Origin of the sequence: Vibrio sp. S9_S30 (genome assembly GCF_014694455.1) — a bacterium.
Taxonomy (GTDB): domain Bacteria; phylum Pseudomonadota; class Gammaproteobacteria; order Enterobacterales; family Vibrionaceae; genus Vibrio.
Genome location: NZ_JAAUWT010000006.1, coordinates 267,429 through 285,848 on the forward strand (window position 1 = coordinate 267,429; position 18,420 = coordinate 285,848).

General features: G+C 44.4%; 11 protein-coding genes. 2 read left to right on the plus strand and 9 right to left on the minus strand.

Going from position 1 to position 18,420, the window contains the following annotated elements:
* Positions 1–2: 2 nt before the first annotated feature.
* From HC752_RS09735 to HC752_RS09755, 5 genes are all read right to left on the minus strand, one after another.
* On the minus strand, positions 3–1,019 hold the full coding sequence (locus tag HC752_RS09735; protein ID WP_190334943.1) for an ABC transporter permease: 1,017 nt from the start codon (positions 1,017–1,019) through the stop codon (positions 3–5).
* A gap of 2 nt (positions 1,020–1,021) precedes the next feature.
* Complete coding sequence (locus HC752_RS09740; RefSeq protein ID WP_190334944.1) at positions 1,022–2,110, minus strand: microcin C ABC transporter permease YejB; 1,089 nt, start codon at positions 2,108–2,110, stop codon at positions 1,022–1,024.
* Between the two features lie 139 nt (positions 2,111–2,249).
* Positions 2,250–4,064, minus strand: a complete 1,815-nt coding sequence (locus HC752_RS09745; RefSeq protein WP_190334945.1) for an extracellular solute-binding protein — start codon at positions 4,062–4,064, stop codon at positions 2,250–2,252.
* Between the two features lie 434 nt (positions 4,065–4,498).
* Positions 4,499–7,651, minus strand: a complete 3,153-nt coding sequence (locus HC752_RS09750; protein ID WP_190334970.1) for an efflux RND transporter permease subunit — start codon at positions 7,649–7,651, stop codon at positions 4,499–4,501.
* A 16-nt stretch (positions 7,652–7,667) separates the two neighbouring features.
* Complete coding sequence (locus HC752_RS09755) at positions 7,668–8,822, minus strand: efflux RND transporter periplasmic adaptor subunit (protein WP_190334946.1); 1,155 nt, start codon at positions 8,820–8,822, stop codon at positions 7,668–7,670.
* 1,313 nt (positions 8,823–10,135) lie between these two features.
* Between HC752_RS09755 and HC752_RS09760 the strand changes: the two genes are divergently transcribed.
* Together HC752_RS09760 and elbB are read left to right on the plus strand one after the other, a co-directional pair.
* Complete coding sequence (locus tag HC752_RS09760) at positions 10,136–11,764, plus strand: methyl-accepting chemotaxis protein (protein WP_190334947.1); 1,629 nt, start codon at positions 10,136–10,138, stop codon at positions 11,762–11,764.
* 158 nt (positions 11,765–11,922) lie between these two features.
* Complete coding sequence (gene elbB, locus HC752_RS09765) at positions 11,923–12,573, plus strand: isoprenoid biosynthesis glyoxalase ElbB (protein ID WP_190334948.1); 651 nt, start codon at positions 11,923–11,925, stop codon at positions 12,571–12,573.
* Between the two features lie 62 nt (positions 12,574–12,635).
* On the opposite strand, the gene HC752_RS09770 is transcribed toward elbB, so the two are convergent.
* The 4 genes from HC752_RS09770 to HC752_RS09785 all read right to left on the minus strand — a co-directional run bounded on the left by HC752_RS09770 (position 12,636) and on the right by HC752_RS09785 (position 18,086).
* Entirely contained in the window at positions 12,636–13,820 is a 1,185-nt protein-coding gene (locus HC752_RS09770) for an NnrS family protein (RefSeq protein WP_190334949.1), read from the minus strand.
* A 178-nt stretch (positions 13,821–13,998) separates the two neighbouring features.
* Positions 13,999–14,889, minus strand: a complete 891-nt coding sequence (locus HC752_RS09775) for a cation diffusion facilitator family transporter (RefSeq protein ID WP_190334950.1) — start codon at positions 14,887–14,889, stop codon at positions 13,999–14,001.
* 170 nt (positions 14,890–15,059) lie between these two features.
* Positions 15,060–15,938, minus strand: coding sequence for a LysR family transcriptional regulator (locus HC752_RS09780; protein WP_190334951.1), 879 nt, complete (start codon positions 15,936–15,938; stop codon positions 15,060–15,062).
* Between the two features lie 159 nt (positions 15,939–16,097).
* Positions 16,098–18,086, minus strand: a complete 1,989-nt coding sequence (locus HC752_RS09785; protein ID WP_190334952.1) for an acetoacetate--CoA ligase — start codon at positions 18,084–18,086, stop codon at positions 16,098–16,100.
* Between the last annotated feature and the right edge of the window lie 334 nt (positions 18,087–18,420).

The following is an 18,420-nucleotide window of genomic DNA, read 5'->3' on the forward strand; positions in this document are numbered from 1 at the left end:
GATTACCTCTGTTGATGTGGATCGAATGCATCGCGAACGGCTTCGCCTACAAACACGAGTAAGCTCAACATAATAGACAATACAATAAATGCCGAGAAACCCAGCCATGGGGCTTGCAAGTTCGCTTTCCCTTGAGCCAGTAATTCGCCAAGGGATGGGGAGCCAACGGGTAAACCAAACCCCAAGAAATCCAGTGAAGTAAGGGTGGTTACAGAGCCAGATAGAATAAAGGGCATCATGGTGAGTGTGGCAACCATGGCATTTGGCAGTATATGTCGCAGAATGATTCTGCGGTCGCTGACGCCGAGGGCATGCGCCGCTTTGACGTAATCAAAGTTTCGACCCCGAAGGAATTCCGCTCGCACGACTCCTACTAAGCCCATCCAACTGAACAGAATCATAATGCCAAGCAGCCACCAGAAATTCGGTGCGACAAAGCTTGATAAGATAATGAGCAGAAAGAGGGTTGGCATGTTCGACCAAACCTCAATAAACCGCTGGCCAAACAAATCTAACTTTCCGCCGTAATAACCTTGCGATGCACCAATCACCACCCCAATCACACTGGAGATCATGGTTAGCGCAAATCCGAACAAAACCGATATTCGAAAACCATAAATGATTCTGGCGAGCACATCTCTGCCTTTATCATCGGTTCCTAGCCAATTCACATTGTCTGGTGGCGAGGGGGCAGGGTGTGTTAAATCGAAATTAATGGTGTCGTAATGAAAGCGAATTAGGGGCCAAATTATGTAGCCTTTCTCTTCAATTAGCTCAGTCACATAGGGGTCTGTGTAGTCGGCTTCTGCTTCAAATTCACCACCAAAATCGGTTTCAGCGTATTGAATGGCGACAGGGTAGTACCATTGATTGTCAAAGCTGATGAATAACGGTTTATCGTTGGCAATAAGTTCGGCAAATAAACTAACGAAAAACAAGACACTGAATAGCCATAGAGACACATAACCTCGTTTGTTTGCCTTGAATCTTTGCCAGCGAATTTCAAATAATGGGCTCATGATTACCTCGCTTCAAAGTCGATTCTTGGATCGACCCAAGAGTAGGTAAGGTCGGAGATGATGGACAAAATCAAGCCCAATAATGTCATGATGTATAAGGTACTGAATACGACTGGGTAATCACGTTGTATCGTCGATTCGAAGCCAAGCAACCCAATACCTTCCAATGAAAACATTACTTCAATCAGCATAGAGCCTGTAAAAAAAATGCTGATAAAGGCACTAGGGAAGCCAGCAATAATGATCAGCATGGCATTTCGAAAAACGTGCTTATACAAAATACTTTGCTCATCCAGCCCTTTTGATCTGGCCGTGACCACATATTGTTTGTTGATTTCATCTAAGAATGAGTTCTTGGTGAGCATGCTAAGCGTCGCAAACCCACCAATCACCATGGCAAGCGTTGGAAGGGCAAGATGCCAGAAATAATCGACGATTTGTTGATACCATGTCAGTTGTTCAAAGTTGGCAGAGACTAAGCCTCGCAGTGGAAACCAGCTCAAGTAGTTCCCACTGGCAAATAAGATGATGAGCATGATAGCGAACAAAAATCCGGGTATGGCATAGCCGATGATGATTAACGCACTGGTCCAAATATCAAAACGTGACCCATGATGAATGGCTTTAAGAATACCTAAAGGAATGGAGATGAAGTAGATGATGATGGTGCTCCATAAGCCCAGAGATATGGAGACAGGGAGCCGTTCAATGATGAGGTCGATGACATTACCTCCCTTGAACAGGCTTTCACCAAAGTTAAACGTGGCATAGTTATAAAGCATCGAAAAATAGCGTTCATGAAGGGGTTTATCGAAGCCAAACTGCTTTCGGATTTCCTCTACAACTTCAGGATCTAACCCTCTTGACCCTCGATAGTTTTCGGATGCTGCCTCTGCTGGCGTGCTCTTGGCTACTTCTTGTCCGCCGCCAGTGAAGCGTTCCATAATACCAGATTCCAGCCCCTCTATTTGAGCCAATGCTTGTTCAACAGGCCCGCCTGGGGCAATCTGAATGACAAAAAAATTGATCGTGATGATGGCCCAAAGTGTGGGGAGCACCAGTAATAATCTTCGAACGATGTAAGCGGTCATAAATCCTTTTAAGCTTTTTACTAACGTTTATACACGTTGAATGTTTGTTCGCTGATATAAGGAATTCGCCCTTATTCTCACCAGTGAACGTCGGTTAACCCCACTCCACTCGTGCAGGGTGGGGGGGATGTGATGAATGCTATCTGCGTTTCTCGGGCAACTTTTGGGCTTTTTCGGTATTGATCCACCATGTATCTAGCCCCAAATCATAGGCAGGTCGCGTCGCTGGTTGATCGAATTTGTCCCAAGATGCGACACGGAAAGTACCGATGTACCACGTTGGTATCGCAAGAAAATTCCATTGCAATACCCGATCGAGTGCTCGGCCCAAATGTACAAGCTTTTTAGGGTCGTTTTGGTTTGCTGCAATGGCTTCTGTTAGGGCATCGATCGTGGGGTCAATTAACCCTGGGCGGTTATAGGTGCTGTCGAGGAACTTACTGTGCCAGACCAATTGAACGTTGGGGCTCGGATAGTTCCCTGAAGAAATTTGAGCGAACACCATATCGTAGTCTCTGTCGCGGTAACGCTTCAAATACTGCGTGGTGTCGATGGTACGAATGTTCATTTCAATGCCCATTTGCTTCAAATTATTCTGAACAGGGATAGAAAGGCGTTCAGTGCTGGGACTATAAATCAAAAGTTCGAATGCCATGGCTTCGCCGGTTTTCACGTTGGTCATGACTTTATTTTTCAACTCCCAGCCTGCTGATTTGAGCAACTTAAAGGCCGTACGCATTTGCGTGCGGATTCGACCACTGCCATCAGTAGAAGGAGGGGTATACACATCGGTGAACACTCTTTCGGGCACTTTACCTTTAAAGGGCGCTAAGATTTGAAGTTCTTGCTCATCGGGAAGAGTCTTTGCTTGATAGTCAGTATTTTGAAAGTAGCTGCTGGTTCGAGAATACTGATTGTAGAATAGGTTTTTGTTCATCCATTCAAAATCCATGGCATACGTTAATGCCTCCCGAACTCGAATATCCTGAAAAACGGGTCGTTGAACGTTAAATATAAAACCTTGCATTGCTTGAGGAATAGAATGAGGAATCTCCTCTTTTTTAATGTAACCCTTGTCGAAGTTGATGCCTGTGTAAGCGGTTGCCCAGTTTTTGGCTATACTCTCTCTTCGAAAATCGTATTCGCCTGCTTTAAACGCTTCCAGCATGACGGTGTCATCACGATAATAGTCATAAACCACGGTATCAAAGTTGTTTCTGCCCTTGTTGATGGGGAGCGATTCCCCCCAGTAATCCTTCATTCGGCTGTAGGTGACACTTTGTCCAAGTTTGTAACTGGTGACTTTGTATGGCCCGCTTCCTATTGGTGGCGTATCCAATGGCTCTGATAAGTCTTTTTCCTTCCAGTAGTGAGCAGGGAGAACAGACATGCCGCGAATCAACGAAAAGAGGACTTCTTTGTTTCCCTCTTTCATTTCCACTCTGGCGGTGGTGTCATTTAGTGCTTTGACCGATTTGACGTCTTTGTAATACGTTTTGTATTGAACCACCCCCTGTGTCATGAACTTCTGAAAAGTAAATTCGACATCATGGGCGGTAATCGGTTTCCCGTCTTGAAACTTTGCGTTAGGCCGAATATCGACTTCCATCCAGTCGTAGTCTTCGGTATAGCGCACCTTTTCTGCTATCAAAGCGTAGGATGTGTCCAACTCATCTGTTGATGAATAGAACAAAGAATCGTAGAGCTCGCCGCTCGCTGCGGCTGCATCGCCTCTTGAGGCATATCGGTTGAAGCTGTCGTAGGTTCCTACTTGGGCAAAGGTTACCTTTCCCCCCTTTGGAGCGTTAGGGTTGACGAAATCGAAGTATTCAAAACCCACAGGGTATTTTGCTTCTCCAAAGCCAACAAGCCTATCTGATTCGATCACATCAACAGCCAACGCCAAGCTGCACTGAAATATTAAACCAAAAGCTATTGCCGTTTTTCTCACCATGTGTGCTCTCCGTGTGAATCGTAGTTTTTGTTTGCTTTCGCGTTTATATCGTGCTGTTCGTTGCTTTTTGTCAACACCGTTTTTTGTGGGCATTGCTCATTGTCAATACTGTTTTTTGTAGGCACTGCTTTTTGTCAACATTGCCCTCTGTGAACATTGCTCTTTCGTGCACATGTGTCTCAAGCCAGCTATATAGCGTAAAGTCTTTGTTTTGATTAAAAAACCACCGTCCTTTATAGGTTTTTAGCAGCAATCGCGGAATATTGAAAGGGGCGCTTTGCTTGAATGTGAGCTGATGAAATCTTATTGCAGCAGAGCCTTGTACTTAAGGCATTTCGAGTGCGGGTAACAAAAGAGAGCAAGGAACGAAAAAACGCAGCGTCTGAGCGCTGCGTTGAGGTTTAGTTGAGGTTTAGTTGAGGTTTAGTTGAGGTTTAGTTTATGCTGGTTTCGTGTTTTTCTTTTCTGAGGAACAAGGTTACGAAGACGTTTCTCATACGGATAAATAGGTTCCTAATGTCTTGTAATATGAGATAAAGACAGGGAACCAAAACCAAAGTCAGCAAAGTAGCAAACAAAACGGCAAAGCCAAGTGCCACAGCCATTGGAATAACAAAGCGAGCCTGAAGGCTGGTTTCGAACATAATTGGCAAGACACCTGCAAAGGTCGTAATAGAGGTAAGCAGTATTGCTCTAAAGCGAGCGCAACCGGCTTCAATCACGGCTTCTTTAATTGCCAGACCTCGCGCACGGGTTTGGTTGACGTAGTCGGTCATCACTAGCGAGTCATTTATCACGACACCCGCAGCGGCGATCAAACCAAACAAGGACATCATGCTCATATCCAGACCAAACCAGTAATGTCCCCATATCGACCCTGTTAGGCTAAACGGGATGATCGACATAATGATCAGAGGTTGAGTGTAACTTTTCATCGGCACGGCAAGTAAAATGTAAACAATGATCATGCCTGCGATGAAAAAGGCTATCTGTTCATTTTGCTGCGCTTGTTGTTCTTCAATGGAACCGCCTAACTGCGTTTTAACACCAGAGTATTTTGCGGTGATTTCTGGGAGCAACGTTGAGTAAACCAATGCGATAATCTCGTTTGGCTCCACCACTTCTTCATCTATCGAGCCGTAAACATAGACCGAGCGGTAACCGTCTTCTCTACGGATGCTGCTGATTCCTGGTTTCTGGGCGATTTCAACCACATCTCCGAGCATGACTTTATTGCCAGACGGTGTGGTGATAACGGTATAGCGTAGTGAAGAAAACGCTTCTCGCGTCAGTTTCGGGTAACGAACCATGACCTTGACTTCTTCACCGTCGCGTATAATTCGTTGAGCCTCGCCTCCGTAAAAACTACTACCGACTTGTCTGGCAATGTCGGAGAGATCTAACCCTAAGTCATACGCTACAGGAGTGAGAGAAAGTAGGACTTCTTTGCTGCCCGCGTCGATGGAAGAAGAGATATCGTAAAGACCATTTTGTTCTTGAAGCTTGGCGATCAGCTCGCGACCCGCATTATTTAACGTTTCAATGTCTGAACCAAACAACAGGTAGCCGAATTCATCTCCACCGCCTCCACCGCTGACATCATCAATGATGGTGATGGATTTAAGTCCTGGGATGACGGGGATTCTCTCACGCCAGCGGCGAGAAAGCTCAAATGTGTTGAATGGTCGAAGGTCTTCATCAACCAATGGAATAATAATGCGACCACTTGTGCGGCCACTATTCATCGACAGTAGATCTTTGATCATACCCTGTCCATGTGCCTCGATTGTCTCTTTTTCCACATCCCATATAACGTCTTCAATCATACGCAAAGCCTCGACGGTTTGTTCATCAGAGACCGTGTCGTTCATCGATATTTGCACACTTGGGAAATCATGAGGTACTTTCGGTGAAGGTACAATACGCACGTGATTCGACACTATCATAGCAATGCTGACCATAAGAATGGCAATAAAGCTGGCAAAAACCGTCCAGCGCCATTGGGTACAGTGCGAGACAAAATGGCGATATGGGCCATTAACAAAGCCAAAGAATCGCTTGTTAAATCGATCTCGCCAACTGCCTTCTTTAATCGGGGTAAAGTTCGTGTGCGCTAAGTGAGCCGGTAGAATGAGCTTAGACTCTATTAAGCTGAAGATAAGACAAAGGATAACTACCGATGCGATTCCGAAAAAGAACGCTCGCTCAGGTCCCGTCGACATGATGAAAGGAGCAAACACGGCTATCGTTGTTAGAACGCCAAATGTGGCCGGTGTGGCGACTTTTTTCACGCCTCGGACAACGTTGTCAACGCCACCGCCGCTTTTTTCAATTTCAGAATAGGCGCTTTCCCCCATGACAATGGCATCATCGACCACGATGCCTAGCACCATTATGAATGCGAAAAGTGAGATGATGTTGATGCTAACGCCAATGACAGGCATGAGCATCATTGCGCCTAAGAAACAAACAGGTAGACCAACCATGACCCAAAATGCCAATTTTACGCGCAGAAAAATACTGAGCATAATGGCGACGAGGACGGCACCCTGGAGCAGGTTTTTAAGCATCATGTCTAAGCGAGCATTCAGGTAGTAGGTCATGTCCACTAACGTCTTTATTTGCAGGCCTTCAGGTAACGTTTGGTTTTTATGATCAATGTACGCTTTTACAGATTCCGCAACAGCAATCATGTTTTGCTCTTTGGTTGCTTTTACCGACAAGTAAATTGCGTTCTGACCCGTGTATTTAAAGTGTCGTTTGCCTTCGACAAACCCATCTTTGATTGTTGCAATATCTTGAAGGTAAACTTTTGCTCCGTTTGCGCCAATTTTCACAGGGATTTGGCGAAATTCGTCCCCACGGTAGTATTGGTTTTCGATTCGAACGGAAATCATCCCAGTATTGGTACTGACTTGTCCGGCAGAGTAATTGGCTGAATAACGCTGGATGGCATTGGTGATGTCGTTCAGTGTTAAGTCGTACTTTCGAAGTGTATCTGGGTGAACCTCGATAGCGATTTCATCTTCTGGTGCGCTTAATTCGACTAAAACTACGTTGCTTAGCTGAAGCAGTTCGTTCTCAATGGCTTTGGCTAAAGGTTTAAGTTCGGTGAGCGGCCTATCGCCCGCTAAGACCATTTCGATGACGTCTTGCTGCCATTCGATTTGGTAAACGCTGACAGGCTCCATCGACGCAGGAAAAGAGGCAATGGAGTCGACCTTTTGCTTTACTTTATCTAGGACGTCATTGAGATCGGTATCTACATCAATTTCAAGGGATATATGTGCACTCCCACGCGAGGCTGTAGAGACGGCTTGTTTGATGCCCGTGACGTCCTTTAGTGATTCTTCGATTTTTATTAAAATGCTTTCTTCTATTTCTTGTGGAGAAGCGCCAGGGTAGGAAGCACTGATGTTGACGTAGTTAATCTCAAAGTTTGGGAACATTTGACGTTGAATGAAGAAATAGCTCACCGCACCCATGATGATAATGAAGATCATCATCAGGTTAGCCGCGACGGAGTTATTGGCGAAATAGGCGATCAACCCTTTTTCTTTTGGTTGAGTCGTTTTACTTGTATCCATGTCCATGAATCAATCCTTACTTCGCAACATTGGCGGATTCAGAGCCAGATTGGGCGATTTCGACGTTCATGCCCCTTTGTGGGTATTCCGGTAATGTTAAAACCACCTGATCTTTTTCTTCGATACCATCGCCAATCAAGAAGAATTCGCCTTCTTCGCGTAACACGTTAACGGTTCTTGGCTCGAGTTGATTTTCCTCATTCACGATCCAAACGGTGTGATTATTCACAAGCTCCTGAGGAAGACGGTAGATGTGTTTGAGCTCTTTACCCGCAAAACTGACCTGCACGTAGGAGCCGAATTTTAGTGTTGGTTTGCCTGAATTAATGCCATAAGGATCTTCGATTTGGACAACGAGGTTTACCATACGTGTATTGCTGTCGACAACACCGAGATCACGAGCAATGAAGCCTTCACGCTCAATGGCTCGTCCCCCTTTTTCAATGATCGTCGCCTTGATGCCTCTTAACGTGTCGGGAAGGAATGCGCTGTCGAATCCAGCAATAGGGATACGGACTTCTGCCGCTTCAATGTTGTTAAGTTGCGCGACTTCCGAACCCGCCGTAACAAACTGACCAACACCAATGTTTCGTGAAACAACGAGTGCGTCATAAGGTGCGATCACTGTACAGTTTTCTAAGTCGCGTTTTGCGCGTTTTAAACCAGCTTGAGCCGATTTGACTTGCGCTTGGGCACTCAATACCTGTGGCTTTCTTAGGTATAAGTCTGTCACTTGCTTGTTATTTAGTTTTTTTGCTTGTTTTTCAGCGACTTTTGCTTTGGCTTGCTCTTCGATGAGAGATGCTTTAGCGCTTGCAAGCGATGCTTCTGCCTGTAAAACTGCCGCCTCGTAGTTATCCTGCTCCAATTGAAATAACACTTCACCGCGTTTCACTATCCCGCCAGCGACAAAATTTGGGTGCCAATTTGTGACTTCGCCAGACACTTGGGCGGAAAGTCGCGTTTTTTCAACAGGGGATATCTCACCAAAGCTTGAGATGATCACTTGGTAATCTATTGGGAACAGGTTTTCAGCCTGAACTAAAGGTAGGGTGCCCCCCTCCTTTTTCTCTTCTGCTTCTGGTCCGCTTGATGCGATGACGTTGAAAGCACCATAAGCGCCACCAAGAATTACTACAGGAGCCAACCAGCGTAACAATCTTTTAGACATTTGCTTCTCTTTTCCTCTTTAAATTCATCTCTAAGTACGGATAAAAGTGAGATCCGGTTCTGTGGTGTTTTTGCTTAAACAACTCAATTACCGTTGAACTGAACATGGTCAATTTACTCAGTGATAGGTACAACGTTTTGAAAACAGAGTGCCAATATGAAACCTTATAATAACAAATGGTTATGATTAGGTGGAGTGATTATCATTCTTCGTGATGGGTTTTATTTGCTCAGTATTCGTAAGAAACAGGTGAGTGAATACTTGCAAGAAAACGTTGCACAAACATGGTTAATGGCTGAATGGATAATCGCTAATATGCCACGCAGTCGTTAATACAGGATTAATTGGCTGGAGCCGTTAGCAAAATTTCGCACACTTGATGTCATCCACGCATAGTAGGCATTTAGTATTTCAGTATTATAAAGGGAGAATGGGGGCGATGAGTGACAGTTTGTGACAATAGTTTGGTGTTCATGCCATTTTTTCCATAATTCCAGTTCCAAATCCAGTTTGGATACTCAGCTTACCTTAAGAATTGGGGAGCTACTTTTTGATTTAAGTCTTTTTTAATTTAAACCTCCGTTTTATTTTAGCCGTTCTACATGAAGATTGAAGATAAGAACATGGAATCTAAATGAAAAAACAAGCGGTTCGGTTTTTCCAAGGTTAAGTATCGAGTCTGGTTATATCATCAAAGCCAAGATTTATATTAAGGCCGGTGAGTATTAAAGTAGGGGGTATTAAGGTGGGTAGCTTGAAACGAAGGGGTAATATCTTAATTAAGATGATTCTTATAATTCAAAAAGACGTCGCTTATTATCTTGCTTTGGTATTAGTGTAATTTCAATACCGTAATTGCTGTTCTATTTACTCGTTTATACGTAATGTTATTTACCTAAAAATTCTAAAATATAAGCAGTGATAAAATGGGAAAAGCGCAGGGAATTACAATGTGATCTCTCTCCGGAAAAAGACGTTTAGAGGTTTAGATGGCTAGCAATGCTTTTAACCAACTGTTAAGTAAATGATAATCTTTTTCATTGTCAGCAATTTTTATATATGATTTGTTAATCATCTGTAACGAATTTATATAATGTCATTTATCTTCTGTTCTTGTTCGGTATTGATATTTTTAACATCAATAAATAAAAAAATACCAGATTACAGGCTGAATATCATTTTAATAGTACAAAATTTAGCCATTTAAAATAATAAGGTTTACTTTTATTGTGGACAAAAATAAGGTGCTGCTCTATATTCCTTCCTTCTATAAATGTTCAGCAGGGATACAGCTAAAACTGTATGAGGTACCTATGCCATTTTCGTTGAAAAATATATCAATCCGAATCCAAGTTCTAATTCCAGTTCTTATTCTTGTCATCGCTTTATTTGCTTCACTTTGGATAACAAAAGTGAATTTGGATATAGAGCAAAAAAACATGGCAGACAATGTGAGCTCACTAGTTTTCTATAAAGATACCCTTGCCAAAATAGACGATAATATTTACCCATTAAGAATCAGTGCCGTATACGCCATTTATGATCCTAGCCGCAGAGAGGCTTTTCAACAGCATTTACGCGACACAGGGCAGGTTATTACTGAGCAGTTGTCGCTGCTTGAAAAAACACCCATCTTTCAGCGCGAAGTGGATATCGTAAAACAGTCTATTGCTGTGTATGTAGATTATTCAAATCGAGCAGTGCCAATTCTTAACAGTTATGATAGCGGTACACTATCAACCGAAAAGTTTGATGCGTTTATCTTTGAATACCGAAAAATTGGTAATGACATGGTTCAAGAGATCAATGCGTTATCACAGAAAGTTAATGAATATGCATTGAAGCACTTAGACGTGAGTATAAAGCGTAACGACCAAGTCAAGTTCAACGCGACGTACATCTTATTAACGGTCTTTCTTATCTCATTAACATTGGCATGGTGGCTATCAGGCTTGATAGTGACGCCTATTACCAAGTTACAACAAGTGATGCGCAAACTGGCAGAAGGTCACTTAACGGTAAGAGCTGATGAGGATGGTGACAACGAAATTGCCAAACTAAGTACTGACGTCAACACCACTGTTTCTCAACTTCATAAAACGGTTGGATCGCTGACACGCATTAGTGAAGATGTTGCTTCTGCATCGACAGAGCTTGCTGCTGTGATGACGCAAGCCGAGCGAAACGCTCAGCAAGAACAAAATGAATTGGAACAAGTTGCTTCTGCGGTAACAGAGCTCGCAAGTACTGCTGACAATGTATCCGACAATGCAATAGCGGCGGATTCTACCGCTAAGCAAGCAGACAAGCTTGCCAAATCAAGCTTGGACGTATTCCGAGAGGCAGAAAATGCGAATTTGCAAATGTCTTTGTCATTGAATGAGGCCGCGAGCGTCGTGACTCAACTTCAAGAGCAATCGGAGCAAATCAATAATGTCATTGAAGTTATTCGTGGCGTATCCGAGCAAACCAACCTGCTAGCACTGAATGCGGCGATTGAGGCGGCGCGTGCTGGTGAGTCGGGCAGAGGCTTTGCCGTGGTAGCAGATGAAGTAAGAATGCTGGCCGCTCGCACTCAAGATTCCACTCAAGAAATCCAAACCATTATTGAAGAATTGCAAGCCAAATCAGGGTTGGCAAACCAAAGCATGCAAACCAGTTTGGAGATGTTGAAGTTAAACGAATCACTGAGCAACCAAGCAAATGACTCGGTGGTAGGGATTACTGAATCGGTAGCCGATATCAATGATATGAACGCTCAGGTCGCGACCGCGGCTGGACAGCAATCTCAAGTAACACAAGACATTAACCGTAACATCAATAATATGTCTGAGCTGGTAAACCAAAATGTAGCGGGCATTAGCCAAAGTGCGATAGCGAGTGGTGAGCTTTCTGAATTGGCAGAACAGCAAAAACATCAGCTTTCTTTCTTTAAGCTTTAGTGTTGTAGTGGATCAGCTCCCCACACATTAACTATAATAAATTAAACTAAGCCAACGGCCTGCTTTCGAGTAGGTCGTTTTTGTCTGACCGTGATCGCGCTTTTGTTTTATCTCTTTGAGTATAGTGAGAGAAACGTCGGATATAGCAAGGAAAACGAATGAAAAAAGTGGCAGTTATTTTAAGTGGTTGTGGGGTTTATGATGGTGCAGAAATTCATGAAGCCGTATTGTCGATGTTCGCGATAGAGCAAAATGGAGCTTCTTGGCATTGCTTTGCACCTAATATCGAACAGCATCATGTTATCGATCATTTAAACGGTGAAGAAGTGGCTGAAACCCGAAATGTCCTTTCTGAATCTGCTCGAATCGCACGAGGGAATATTCAGGATATTGCAAATTTAGATGTGAATGAGTTTGATGCTCTATTGGTTCCTGGTGGATTTGGTGTCGCTAAAAACTTATCGTCGTTTGCGTTCGATGGTAGAGAGAGCCGCGTTCACAGCTCGGTGCTTTCTGTGTGCAAAGCATTTGCTCGTGAGGGCAAACCTGCGGGTTATATGTGTATTGCCCCGGCATTGTTGCCTGAAGTTTATGGTGAAGGAGTGAAGCTGACGATAGGAAAAGAGGCGGAAACAGCCGCTGCATTAGAATCGATGGGGGCAAAACACATCAATTGCGAGGTCACGGATATACTTGTCGATGAGGAACGAAAGCTCATTACTACCCCCGCTTATATGTTGGCTAAATCGATTTCACAAGCGTCTGTTGGGATCAATAAATTGGTAAAAGCGCTTCTCGATCGTTTGTAAGCCGTCAATCTACTATTGAACGACCAGCCCTAAGCAGAAGGGCTGGTTTTATTCTAATCTCTTTAGCCAGGTCTGCCATCAATTCTTGGTGACCAAAGCATAGGCGCGAACTTCCATACGAATAAGCTGAATGCGATACCCCACAGCAGTGCCGATGTGTAGATCAGCGGCATCATGGCGGATGGAGCAATAGAAACGCCAATACTGCGTAATACTGCTGCCAAGATTAAAGTAGCAAAAGCAACTTGCATCTTAGGACCTTTGTAAATCTCCCGACCAGTATGCCCCATAGTCACTCGAGATATCATGGAGAGAATCAAACCACCAATCGCTCCAATCGCAATGAGATGCAACATGGTATGGCTCACGAAATCGTTGGACGTTAAGCCTCGAATGGTCAATGCAATAGGAATGCACAGATAAGTCAAGTGCAGCGACCATACTAGGGGCTCAGAGAATGTTTTCCAGGTTTTCCAACGAGCAACTTTATAAAACTGGCCGATCGCGGCAATCAGCATTAGCCACTGTCCAATTTGTTGGTATGTTAGTGGGAAAAAGCTCGTAATAAATAAAAGCACCAAAGGCAGGGTTGCAACCCACTCTAACCATAGCAGTGGCTGGGGTTTTTCGAATTGGAATCTACTCGCTGTGAAAAATGGAATGACTCTGCCACCCATGATGGAGAGCAGTAATACAAACCACCATATCATCGATTGCCATACAGCACTTGCAGGAAAAGGGGGTAACCCTTTTATTGCTGCGTAACTGGCAAAGTTGGCCGCTATGGCGAGCAAGAACATAGGCACAAAAAACAAGTTCTTCCAGCCTTTCGTCCTCAGTATTCTAAACCCTAATTCATAAGCGGTGGCAAGAAGAAACAACGCTTCAATGATAGCTATGACCCAAAGTGGTGTTGGTGTCCAGAATAACACTCGCGGGAGACACCACAGTATGAAAATTGTCGCCAGCCGATACCCTTTGGTTCCATTGACACCCGTCCAATTTTGTACTGCGGTGAGAGCAAATCCAGCCACAATCGCCATGGCGAATCCAAAAAGCATCTCATGCACGTGCCACCAAAGTGCAGGAACAGTTAGGTTGCTAGGCTGACCGTTCTGAAAAGCAAATACCCAGACAGCAATAGCAATAATGGCGTATACCGAACCTGCAAGAAAGAACGGTCTAAAACCAAGGCGCAAGATGGGAGGGGTCTTATTTTCGACTTTCATGTCGGTGATATTTAACATAGATCAGACCTCTAGAAGTTAAAGATGTATTTATAATACATCTTTAAAATTGTTTCGCTATAAAAACTTTGATTAACCTCAGTATGAATGAAGATATCGATAATGACCGAAAAATTTAGGTGGTGTAAATAAAACACGCGCTCTATCTAGCGCGTGTCATAACTCATTGGAATAGCGATTAGCATATGTTCAAATTGAGCTGCAAATCGTAAGGGAGGACTGAAAGTTTGCGAGTGATCGTCGTTCTTGTACGTTCTATATCATCAATGTCTATGGTTTTCTTGTCGGTATGAATATCAACATCCACTCTAAGCTCACGCCCTATCTTAGCGACACCCGTGACGTGAATGTCTTGCGGCATTTCCTGTTTTACGGCAGATATACCGTTATCCACTTTCTGGCACAGTTCCTTACTGGGTGCCATCATTAGTAATTCTCGAAGTGCGTCCTTCAGCATGTTGAATGGGACTTTAATAAAATAGAAAGACATGAGCACCATCATGGCTGGATCCGCGTATACCGCGTATTCGCTATAGGGGGAAATAGAAACTAACCAAGCAACAACAAACCCAGCAGTAACAACCACGCTCAGTAATGTATCCATTTGCCACTGTTTGGCTTCCACCTCAATTAAACCAGAAGAATGTTGCTTACTTTTACGGGCAATCACCCACCATGCGTAACCACAGCCTAGAACGTTTACGACACCAAATAATGTTGCTATGGAAGCATCCACTTCACGTCCGCCATTCAATAGGGCTTCAATGGCCGAATATAGGGCATACGCCACCACCCCGAGTATGGATGTTGCTTTAATAATAATGACGATGGGCTCAATGACGGCGCGACCGAAGGGGAATTGAGCGTCAGATGGTTTTTGAATATACCATGCGGCAGCTAGTGACAATAAAGTTAACAGCAGACTGATTAAGGAGTAAACACCGTCAAAAACGATGACCAGTGAACCTACCCATAATCCAAGGATTAAGCCACCCAATGCAAAGCCTGAAGCAAAAAGGGCTGAAAAGGTTAATACACTGTTTTCGTTTTTGCTTGTCCTAGCACACATAAAATCTCTCGGTAGTGAATACACTTTCATTCTTCGTGCTAGAGGGATATTTTACAAACGGAAACTGGCTGATTGAAAAAGGCGAACGTTGTGAATGAGGGGATAATGTTTAAATATCAACGTGTTAAACCTAAAATTAGGTGTCAATATATTTGACTCTGAGTGATGAGTTAGAAGTCAAAAAGGTAATCGCTGAGCTTGTCCGCCAGCCAAACCATGGCGGCATCCTCTGTCATTCCCGCTGCGGTGAACATGCAATAGTCTTCTTGAGTTAGCCCATACGTGTGCTTAATCACCGCGAGTCGTTCTTGACGAAGAAGAGGACGAATCAAGGGCTCGGGTAATACACCCCAAGCATCTTCGCCGAGAATGGTATTGAGCATGTAATCGAAGCTTGAAAAACCAATATAGCGAAGAGAGAAAGGTTGAAGTTCTGGGTTATCTTTCTCGTTCAAGTACGCGATGGACGCTTGCATCGCATGTCGCAAATCTTCATCGGCGACACGGCGCATTTTGGTTAAAGGGTGCCCTGAGCGACATACCGACATCATTCGAATTTTACCGATAGGATGGTAGGTAACGCGAGGATCGTCCGTTCGCTCGTAATCGACACCAAATGCGAAATCGACTTGCTGAGTTTCGACTAAGTTGGCTAAGTCACCACTTGAGGCAAGCACCATGTTGAAAGAGGTAGCTGGAAACTTCTTGTTTATCTCGTGTGCCAGATTCTGCCAGAGCTCATCTGGCAGTGAGTCGTCTCGCGCAATCCACACTTCTGCGTTAAATTCACCCGATACTTGCCGGCAGGTTTGCACGATCCGTTTTTGCGTAACCAATAAACTCTCGCAATCTTTATAAATCGCTTTTCCAGCTTCAGAAAGGAAAAGGTGATTCCCAGAGCGCACAAACAATTCCGTATTCAGTTCTTTCTCTAACGCTTTGATTGCCATACTGAGTTTGGTTCTGTTGCACTCGAGTTGCCGAGCGGCTTCAGAAACCGATCCAACGTCAGCGACGGTGCAAAAGGCTTCAACTTGAGAAAGGTTCATAAAACGCGTTGTCCCAGAGAGGTATGTGAGTCGATATCGTTAAAAAATAGCAAATAATGCAACCATTTACGACACCTTAACCAAAAGGCGCGATGCAATGAGTAAAGGATCGCCCAGCAAACCAGCATTGAATTAAGGTGGGTTTGGATAGGGACGGAGTTAAGTCTGTTCGCGTTGACGTTCGGTTTGCTCAAAGAGAGAGGCGATTTCACCGAGCACTTCAGGGTTGGCAATCGCCCCGATGTTTTTAACTTCGCTGCCATGTATGACTTCTTTAACGGCAACTTCAACGAGTTTTCCCGATTTCGTTCTAGGAATGTCACTTATCGCAAGGATGACGGCGGGAACATGTCTCGGTGAGCAACGGGTTTTAAGAGTATTTTTAATTAAGATGACCAAATCATCGGATAGCGAATGTGTTTTTTCCAACTGAACAAACAGGACGATGCGCTCGTCGCCATCCCATTGTTGTCCAACCGCGATGGAATCGGCAATACCTTCTAATTGATTGACTTGTTGGTATATTTCAGCGGTGCCTATACGGATCCCGCCTGGGTTGAGCACCGTGTCGCTGCGGCCATAGAAGATCATGCCGTGGTTGTCTGTTAGTACCACATCGTCTCCATGATGCCAGACGTTTTCAAACTTATTCCAGTAAGCGTTGTGATAGCGTTCGCCGGTGTCATTCCAAAAACCTACCGGTTGGTTGGGGAAGCTGTTTAAGCAGACTAGCTCCCCTCGTTCTGACCTAAGAGGTCGTCCGTCTTCATCTACAACGTCGACATGTAGCCCTAAGCCACGTCCTTGGCACTCGCCTCTATAGACAGGGGAAATGGGGTTTCCTAGCACAAAACAACCGCAGATATCTGTCCCCCCAGAAATGGATGCAAGGTGAATGTCTGGTTCGACATGCCGATACACATAATCAAACTGCTCAGGGTAAAGAACTGATCCTGTCGAGCAAATTGTTCGAATTGAAGCGAGATCAAAGTGTTGTTTCGGGGAGTAGGCATTCTTTTCCAGTGCGGCTAAGTATTTCGCAGATGTTCCAAACAGTGACACACCAGAGCGCTGAGCTATATCCCACAGAATGCCTTCATTTGGATACACTGGGCTGCCATCAAACACGACTAATGTTGCGCCGCTGGCGAGCGCAGACACATGCCAGTTCCACATCATCCAACCACAAGTGGTGTAGTAGAACACACGGTCTTTTGCCTTGATATCACAATGGAGTTGATGCTCTTTTTTGTGGTTGAGAAGGGTGCCGCCAACGGAATGTGTGATGCATTTGGGTTTTCCTGTTGTTCCAGAAGAGTAAAGAATAAATAAAGGATCGTTAAAACCTACCGGGCAATATTCCATGTCTTTAGGCGAGTAGCTTTGGTTCACTTCAGCCCAACTGATGCTGCCTTTCAAAGGGGGTAAATGGAGGTATTCAATTTGGCAAATTTGTTGTAATGAATCGAGATGTTCGTTGAGTGCTTGGTTTTTGTTTCGCATATCGTGGTGCTTCCCTGCGAAGGAGTAGCCATCGCAACAAAACAACACTTTAGGTTTTACCTGACCGAAGCGTTCAAGCACACTGTCTATGCCGAAATCAGGTGAAGTAGACGTCCAAATTGCTCCTAAGCTTGTTGTTGCGAGCATGGCGACAACCGTTTCGGTAAGGTAGGGGAGATAACCCGCAACGACATCTCCTTTCTTCACACCGCAATCTTGAAGCCATTGTTGAAGGATCGAGACTTGACTCCGAAGCTGTTCCCATGACACAGAATGCGATTCACCTCGTTCGTTGTAAAATTCTATCGCCGAGGACGGCAAGGGTAATGAAGGTGCAGCCAATAGATTTTCAGCGTAATTGAGTGTCGCTTCAGGAAACCAAAGTGTATCTCTGCTGATGACGCTTTCTCGCCATTTGGAAGGCCCCAGTTCGTGGATGATTTCCCCTTTCACGCCTATGACACTAAGGTAGTCCCACAAAAACGACCAAAACTGAGCACTCGCATCCACCGACCATTGTTGCAAGTCGTGATAAGTTGAAATAGACAGCGCATACTGATCATTCAATTGCTGAATGAAATTTGTCAGTATCGCGTTTTCTATTCTTTCTGAGGTTGGTATCCAGATGGGGTCGTGGTTAGACATAGCGTCTCCAAATAGTGAACTCAGAGTGTGAGCAATATGTCTATTGAAGTGCATTGGGGTGGAGTTGTAAATAATTTGTTGGTCGCTCCGTGGCCATCGACTCCTGAATTTTCCAACGGATCCAAAGTAGACATCGCTTTTGCTGTGTATTTCGATGAAGCTCCATCAGGAACTCCTGATTTGATCGAGGGTACTCTCTCATTCATCGGTAAGCGCCCCATGAACTCACGGGGCGACATAACTAATGCTTGAAGTTCCATGGCAGCAGTGCATCGATATCAGGCTCAGCTTTCGCCAACTCCTTCATGCACTTGATCATGTAGTCGTAGAGGAT

Bases quoted from the DNA above. Each gene is read 5' to 3' on its own strand.
- HC752_RS09735 (WP_190334943.1), bottom strand. From the start codon at position 1,019: ATGAGCCCATTATTTGAAATTCGCTGGCAAAGATTCAAGGCAAACAAA.
- HC752_RS09740 (WP_190334944.1), bottom strand. From the start codon at position 2,110: ATGACCGCTTACATCGTTCGAAGATTATTACTGGTGCTCCCCACACTT.
- HC752_RS09745 (WP_190334945.1), bottom strand. From the start codon at position 4,064: ATGGTGAGAAAAACGGCAATAGCTTTTGGTTTAATATTTCAGTGCAGC.
- HC752_RS09750 (WP_190334970.1), bottom strand. From the start codon at position 7,651: ATGGATACAAGTAAAACGACTCAACCAAAAGAAAAAGGGTTGATCGCC.
- HC752_RS09755 (WP_190334946.1), bottom strand. From the start codon at position 8,822: ATGTCTAAAAGATTGTTACGCTGGTTGGCTCCTGTAGTAATTCTTGGT.
- HC752_RS09760 (WP_190334947.1), top strand. From the start codon at position 10,136: ATGCCATTTTCGTTGAAAAATATATCAATCCGAATCCAAGTTCTAATT.
- elbB (WP_190334948.1), top strand. From the start codon at position 11,923: ATGAAAAAAGTGGCAGTTATTTTAAGTGGTTGTGGGGTTTATGATGGT.
- HC752_RS09770 (WP_190334949.1), bottom strand. From the start codon at position 13,820: ATGTTAAATATCACCGACATGAAAGTCGAAAATAAGACCCCTCCCATC.
- HC752_RS09775 (WP_190334950.1), bottom strand. From the start codon at position 14,889: ATGTGTGCTAGGACAAGCAAAAACGAAAACAGTGTATTAACCTTTTCA.
- HC752_RS09780 (WP_190334951.1), bottom strand. From the start codon at position 15,938: ATGAACCTTTCTCAAGTTGAAGCCTTTTGCACCGTCGCTGACGTTGGA.
- HC752_RS09785 (WP_190334952.1), bottom strand. From the start codon at position 18,086: ATGTCTAACCACGACCCCATCTGGATACCAACCTCAGAAAGAATAGAA.